We start from the raw sequence: 5,976 nt of genomic DNA, 5'->3' as shown, positions 1-5,976 counted from the left end.
CCGAAGAAAGCTCAGTCTGTGCACTATCAAAAAACCCATCAAAAACAGATATTTGGCATTTTTGACGGTATTTCCATCCACAACTTAATGTGTTCTGTAGTCGTTATTGCAGGTTGGGGCGCTTGTTCATAATCGAGTGGGAATAGGGAAATATTCCCATTCTTTCTTTGACCTATGCCCTCCGTGGTTCTCCGACAGGGCTTTCTAACAATCCGACGTCGGCGCTGTATGCGTGCCCGGCGACCGATCGGCATGACTCTGTCTAGATCGGTTGCGATACCACGCCGATGGCCTCCGCAGACGCCTTACTATTGTCGATGAGTGGGCCTTCGCCGAGTTGGCCCTTGCAGATCGCGAGGCTGTTCTTGACAATGTAATCACAACGCTCGAACCGGCGGTCGCGATATTTCTGGAATGCTTCTTCCGGGGTGGCCGCCTTTGAAAGCTCGTCCGCAATCACGAGCGAATCCTCAATAGCAAGGCCGGCGCCCTGACCAAGATGAGGCGTCGTTGCGTGGACGGCGTCGCCGAGCAACGCAACTCGCCCTTTGTGCCAGGGACCTTCCAACATGAGCCATTCAAGAGGACGGTAAACAACTCCGTCATTGTCGGTCACCTTTTCGACAAGTGCCTGAATCATTGGTGAAGGCGTCGTCATGCGTTTGCGCATCTCGCTGGCCAGATTCTCAGTCGGGATCCGCGGATTTCCCGGCTCGGCTGTTGTCACATACATGTACATCAGATCATCGGTCATCGGGACAAGGCCAACACCGGGGGTACCATTATACACCCAGAGTCCCTGTACGTCATCCGGACGCTTGAAGTTGTAGCGCCAGACAGATTGTCCCGTAAACTCCGGTTTAGGCGCATCAGGAAATAACATGTCGCGTGTCTGGGAGTAGAGCCCGTCGGCGCCGATGACGAGATCGTAGCTGCCCCTGGTGCCGTCGGAGAATGTGACATCCACCCGATCACCGGTGTCGTTGATGGTCTCGGCGGTCCGGCCGAGGCGGATCTTCGCGCCAGACGCCTTTGCGCGATCTCCGAGAACGCATTGCAGGGCCGGACGGCCGATCCCCACGCAGGCGGGATAACGTTCGGTAAGCGCTGGCGTCGGAATGTGCGCGACTTCGGTGCCGTTTGGCAAGAATATCTTGACGTGATCGAAGCCGAAACCGGCATCGACATAGTCATCGATGACACCGAGTTCGGCCACGGCCCGCACGACATTATTCTGCTGGATGATTCCGACGCCGTAGACTGACCACTCCGGATCCCGCTCAATAATCTCAACGTCAAAGCCCTTCCGGCGCAGAGCTATGCCGGCGGTCAATCCGCCGATCCCTCCACCGATCACCAGGATAGACCATGCGTTGCTGCCGCCTGAGCTCGTCGGCTCATCGGCGGCCTGCGTCGATTTTCCGCGACTTCCGAATATTTTTCCGAGAATGCTCATCGCCTCATGGCTCCGTGACTATGGTTTTTGCTGACGTGACAGACTGGTCGATCACTCCGAAGAGCGGTCGTCCATCTCTGCTGCGCGCTTCCATCCTGACGCGGTCGCCGAACGACATGAACTGCGTCTTGGGTTCGCCATGCTCGATCATGTCGATGGCGCGCCGCTCGGAGATGCATGAGGATCCGGCATTGGCGTAGTCCCTGTTCGAGACCGTGCCGGAGCCGATGATGGTGCCTGCCACGAGGTCCCGGGTCGCGGCGGCGTGAGCGACGAGTTCATGGAAACCGTACTCCATCTCGGAGCCGTCCGCGTCGCCGAAGCGTTTGCCATTCCATTCCACGCGCAAGGGCAGGCAGACACGGCCATTTGACCATGACGCGCCGAGCTCGTCAGGCGTCACCGCGACCGGCGCAACACTGCAGGCGGGTTTGGCTTGCACCCAGCCGAAGCCGGTCTTCATTTCGATCGGTGCGATCGTGCGCAGGCTCCAGTCGTTCAACTGAACGACCAGCTTGATATGATCCATCGCGTCGTCGGCGCTGGTGCCCATTGGCACATGATCGACGATCACGGCGAACTCGCCTTCAAAGTCGATGCCGTCCTTCTCGCTGCCGAAGGGCACATCAGCGGTGCCGCCATAGAAGCGGTCGGACATGCCTTGGTACATCAGGGGCCGATCGCTCTCGATCGGCGGCAGGTGGAAAGCCTTCTGCATCAGTAAGCCGTGTTGCGGGAAGGCGGATCCGTCGAGCCATTGCCAGGAGCGCGGAAGCGGTGCCAACGCAGACGCGCTGTCGAAGGCTTCGGCGCTGTCCTGGTTTGCCTCAGGCTGCTTTGCCAAAGCGGCAAGGGGCCCGGCCACGTCTGCCCAACGCGTCATTGCATCGAGCAAATTTGTCGCGATGCCATTCGCGGCGACAAAGCAGTCATTGTCGCTAGAGACGACCACCAGCTGGCCGTCAGGAGTCCCGTTGTTACGTGTTGCAAGTCTCATCGCACGCTCCTAAGCCAGTGCCGGGTCGAACTGACCGTCGATCAGGATGAAGGCGATGCGGCAATTCCTGTCTGTGCGATTGGCCCAGCCATGATTGGTGCCGCGCTGGATCACGATGTCGCCTGCGCGGACAGTCGTTTCTCCTTCGTCCATAATGAGGACAAGCTCACCATCCAAGACGATGCCGTAGTCGATCGTCTCGGTGCGGTGCATATGGGCGTGTCGGTCGCTCTTGCCGTCGTCCGCGACGGCATCTGCTGCACCAATCTCGGCAAAATGAGCCTTTCTTTCTTCCGGCGTCATGTGCTCGAAGCTCGGATCATCTGGCGGTATGTCCAACACTCGGATCCGCGTTCCATTCTTTGGTGGAGCGAGAACAATGTTGCTTTCGGGAGGTTCGCCGCTTGCGTGATCGATCGGGGCAGGAGTGGCGGTTGTGTTCCAGACTTCGTAGAACATTGGACCTGTTTCGCCACCGATCCTCTGGACGCGCGGCGGAGGTCCATCTTCCTGAATAATCGCCTTGCCTTCAGGATTATGCCCGGTCACGATCCGGCGAAAAGGTGCTTCAGTCATTTCAGTTCCCTGTCTTTTGAATTTTCACCGGTACACTGGCCATAGAGCAGAGTGTGTTGTTCAGGCGGGGTACGGCTGGTCCGTCTGCTTCGATCCGGGCGATTTTCTCGCGCATCGCTGACAGCAGGGCATCAGCCTCCATTCGTGCGACCATCTGACCGAGGCAGGCATGTATGCCGTGCCCGAAGCCCACATGCCCGGCTGCATTGCGCGTCACGTCAAATGTATGGGGATCGTCCCATCGGCGCTCGTCGCGGTTGGCCGTAGCGAGAAAGGTGATGATCTTCGCGCCTTCCTTAATGTCCACATCACCAATTCTGGTGTCCTCCGCAACGGTGCGGAAGAAGGTCTGAACGGTCGATCTCCAGCGCAATCCCTCGTTAAAGGCCCGCCGCGTTGCGCTGGTGCTCGTATCCATCTTTTGCCACTCGTCGGGAAACTGCGTAAACGCATACAGCAGATTGGATATTCCGTTCACGGTTGTATCGACACCCGCCGACAGGAAAGAGCGTACCAGCCGCTCAGCTTCGTCATGAGAGCAATCACCCCGGTCAGCAGACTGGTAGACAGCCTCACCCCAGCCATCGGATTTCAGGTTTTCGCGCTTGCAGGCCTCCGCGACCCAAGCCGTCGCTTCTTCAGCATCAGCCATACCGTCCTCGAAGATCTTGTTTCGGGGACCAAAGGCGTTGAAGACAATCGAGGCATAAGTCAGCAGATGCTCGCGTCCTTCCTCCATCAGCCCTACTGCATCAGGAAAGATTCTCATTGGAAACTCTTCGGCGAGATCGACGACCGCGTCGAAGCCATCATGCTCAAGCAATTCGTCAACCAGCACTTTTGCCTTTTCCCGCCAAAGAGGTTCGAGAGAGCGAAGCACGGGCAACGCGACAATCCGGTTCATCAAATCGCGCGTGCGCGTATGCAGCGGGGGATCTGCTTCAAGCAGAAGGGATGGAGGACGAAAGGGCTTTTCCCTGGAGAAATCCGCTAGTCCAACTCCCCGGCTGGATACGAAGATGTCGTGATTGCCGAGCACTTGGGTAACCTCATCGTGGCGAGCGACACCGTAAGCGCCTATCGCCTCCAGCCAGAAGACGGGGCCGACATCTCTCAGCTCTGCATGATAGGCGTAGGGGTCACTGAGAAATGCTTCGGAAAATGGGTCCACAGCAATTCGAGGAATTTCGCTCATCATTACCGGGTCCCCTTTTCACTACTTAACTACTCAGTCCGTCCGCCGAGCGTGTCGGCAAACCAGTCGGCGATGTAGTCGCGTCCGAAAGACATGTTGTCCGCGCCGACGTGTTCGACGCCGCCTTCGCGTGATGTGAATATCTTGAGCTCTGGCTTTGCCGAGTTGCTGAGTTGCTCGAAGGCTTGATGAGCGTATTTCACATTGATCTGGCGATCGTTCTCGCCATGGGTGATCAGGAAGGGCATCTTGATGCGATCCATATGCCCGTTCATGTTCATGCCTTCAATTTTCTTGAAGAAGTCTTCCTTGTTGTCGGCTCCGAATACCCAATAGACGTGCTTCCAGTAGTGGGGCACCGGGTTCTCGCCTTCGCGATCGAGACGCCCAACCTGCACTTCGTACCAGTTGTGGTTCGCCCCCCAGATCGCGCCCGACGCAAAACGTGGCTCATAGGCCGCGGCGCGCGCTGCAAAGTGTCCGCCAAGGGAAATCCCGGAAATGCCAATGCGTTCTGCATCGACGTCATCGCGGCCGGCGAGATATTCGTAGCAAGGCGTCGCCCACTCTTCGGAGTAGGGGGTTGCCGGCATGTCCTGTTTACGGATCGCTTCGCCGGAGCCTGGCTGATCGACACAAAGTGTGGAGATACCGCGTCGCGCTAAGGCGTGCGGAAGCCATGTCCAGTAGAGCAGCTCCTTGCAGCTATCGAGGCCGTTGGTGAACACGATGCAGGGCGCTTCGCCCTCGACACCTTCCGCCCGCGTATAGAGCGCTGGCAGCGTCGCGCCCTTGTACGGGATTTCGACGCGTTCGCAGTTCTCCTTGCCGTATTCGATATACTGGCTGAAGGCGCTCTGTGCTTTCGCATACGTCTCGGCACGCCCAGGGTGGCCATGGCCCTGCATGCGCTCGGCTGTGATGTAATAGAGCGAGGCCCGGCGAAGCTTGTCTGCGGCAGATAGTTTCCGGCCTCGGGCCAGATCTTCCTCTGCCATGGAAGCCAGCGTGTCTGCCTTTCTGGCCCATTGCTTCATGAACTCAGGTGTGCCGGCATCGGCACCTTCGTCCGCAGCCCGCTTTATGGGCTCACACATATCGACGATTTCGCCAAGTTCAGCACCGCTGGCAACAGCAATGGCGACGGACAAGTTCCAGATATAGTTCGGGAAGTACTCAAAGAGCGCCATCGTTAAATCTCCACCGCCTTGAACAGGCCGCCATCCGGCTTGGGATCGGGCATGGTGGACGGGCCACCAACACCGAACCCCCACTGGTCCATGGTTGCTGCGCTTGGCGGATGAACCTTCGCTTCCCAGGTGTCGTCATCGACCTTTTCCAGATCGCAGGTGTATTCAACGGCGTAGCCAGCCGGCGTGACGTAATAAGAGAATACATTGTTGCCAGCGGTGTGGCGCCCCGGGCCCCAGACAACATCGCCGTTTGTCTCACGCAGTCTCGTCACACCCTTCATGACAGCATCGACGTCAGGCACATCATAGGCGACGTGGTTGAAAGCGGGTGGGCCAGGCAGGATGGCGAGTCGATGATGCCACTCATTGCATCGCAGAAAACACATGAAATCGCCAAGCCAGTCAGAGACCTTGAAGCCAAGTGCCTTTTCGTAGAATTCGACATAAGCCTTGTGGTTCGGAGAGTGAAGAACAACATGACTGATTTTCTCGGGGCGGGGTTCACCGGCACTCAGCGTTTCAGGCGTGCGTGTGTCGAAATCGGTAGAGACTTCAATTG

Annotated in this window: 6 protein-coding genes; all 6 read right to left on the bottom strand. The window is 57.8% G+C overall.

The genetic code is table 11. The features are described 5' to 3' along the window. Positions 1-262 precede the first annotated feature (262 nt). Positions 263-1,456, bottom strand: a complete 1,194-nt coding sequence (locus WA989_RS16485; protein WP_424341570.1) for an FAD-dependent oxidoreductase — start codon at positions 1,454-1,456, stop codon at positions 263-265. A 4-nt stretch (positions 1,457-1,460) separates the two neighbouring features. Further along, positions 1,461-2,453, bottom strand: coding sequence for a fumarylacetoacetate hydrolase family protein (locus tag WA989_RS16480; protein WP_424341569.1), 993 nt, complete (start codon positions 2,451-2,453; stop codon positions 1,461-1,463). Positions 2,454-2,462: 9 nt separating this feature from the next. Beyond that, entirely contained in the window at positions 2,463-3,029 is a 567-nt protein-coding gene (locus tag WA989_RS16475) for a cupin domain-containing protein (protein WP_424341568.1), read from the bottom strand. Position 3,030: 1 nt separating this feature from the next. Further along, positions 3,031-4,227, bottom strand: coding sequence for a cytochrome P450 (locus WA989_RS16470; protein WP_424341567.1), 1,197 nt, complete (start codon positions 4,225-4,227; stop codon positions 3,031-3,033). A 26-nt stretch (positions 4,228-4,253) separates the two neighbouring features. After that, a complete protein-coding gene (locus WA989_RS16465; protein ID WP_424341566.1) occupies positions 4,254-5,414 on the bottom strand; it encodes an alpha/beta hydrolase family protein in 1,161 nt (386 codons plus the stop codon). A 2-nt stretch (positions 5,415-5,416) separates the two neighbouring features. After that, positions 5,417-5,976 (bottom strand): VOC family protein (locus WA989_RS16460; RefSeq protein WP_424341565.1); only part of this gene is annotated, 560 nt, incomplete at its 5' end.

It is taken from the genome of Henriciella sp. (assembly GCF_049649345.1).
Lineage (GTDB): Bacteria > Pseudomonadota > Alphaproteobacteria > Caulobacterales > Hyphomonadaceae > Henriciella.
The sequence above is the reverse complement of the archived record's forward strand: the minus strand, read 5'-3'. Positions and strand labels throughout refer to the sequence as shown.

What these genes read in the sequence shown, in the direction of transcription:
- WA989_RS16485 (WP_424341570.1), bottom strand. Translation starts at nt 1,456, where the DNA reads ATGAGCATTCTCGGAAAAATATTCGGAAGTCGCGGAAAATCGACGCAG.
- WA989_RS16480 (WP_424341569.1), bottom strand. Translation starts at nt 2,453, where the DNA reads ATGAGACTTGCAACACGTAACAACGGGACTCCTGACGGCCAGCTGGTG.
- WA989_RS16475 (WP_424341568.1), bottom strand. Translation starts at nt 3,029, where the DNA reads ATGACTGAAGCACCTTTTCGCCGGATCGTGACCGGGCATAATCCTGAA.
- WA989_RS16470 (WP_424341567.1), bottom strand. Translation starts at nt 4,227, where the DNA reads ATGATGAGCGAAATTCCTCGAATTGCTGTGGACCCATTTTCCGAAGCA.
- WA989_RS16465 (WP_424341566.1), bottom strand. Translation starts at nt 5,414, where the DNA reads ATGGCGCTCTTTGAGTACTTCCCGAACTATATCTGGAACTTGTCCGTC.